The sequence below is a fragment of the Virgibacillus sp. 7505 genome (genome assembly GCF_002272135.1).
In the GTDB taxonomy this organism is placed as follows: Bacteria; Bacillota; Bacilli; order Bacillales; family Amphibacillaceae; genus Terribacillus.
The window spans coordinates 1-279 of the sequence record NZ_NPBF01000172.1 but is presented as its reverse complement, the minus strand read 5'-3'; the positions used below and the strand labels follow the sequence as shown (position 1 = coordinate 279).

1 pseudogene is annotated in these 279 nt (G+C 45.2%); it reads right to left on the bottom strand.

Going from position 1 to position 279, the window contains the following annotated elements:
* Positions 1-279: pseudogene (locus tag CHH91_RS18465) on the bottom strand (TIM-barrel domain-containing protein); the annotation flags it as partial.

Sequence of the window (279 nt, the reverse complement as noted above, 5' to 3'; positions counted from 1 at the left end):
GTCATGGTTGAACCAGAATAGCCAATGCTCCACTTAGGCGGGAGCGCTGTGTTCCCTGTCATCCATGTATAGGTTTGTACGACATCCTTCATCGTAGGACCGGCAATCATGTAATAATCTAGGTCACCTGCTTCAGCCTCAAAATAGCGGTATAGCCCATGGTAGTTATCCAGTTCCTTGCCAAGGTCAAAATAGCCAGGAGCCAAATTGTCATAAAACAAGCCGTAAGAAAAGGCTGATTCAGGTTGGTGTGTGATGTAAAAAGGGATATGTTTGTAC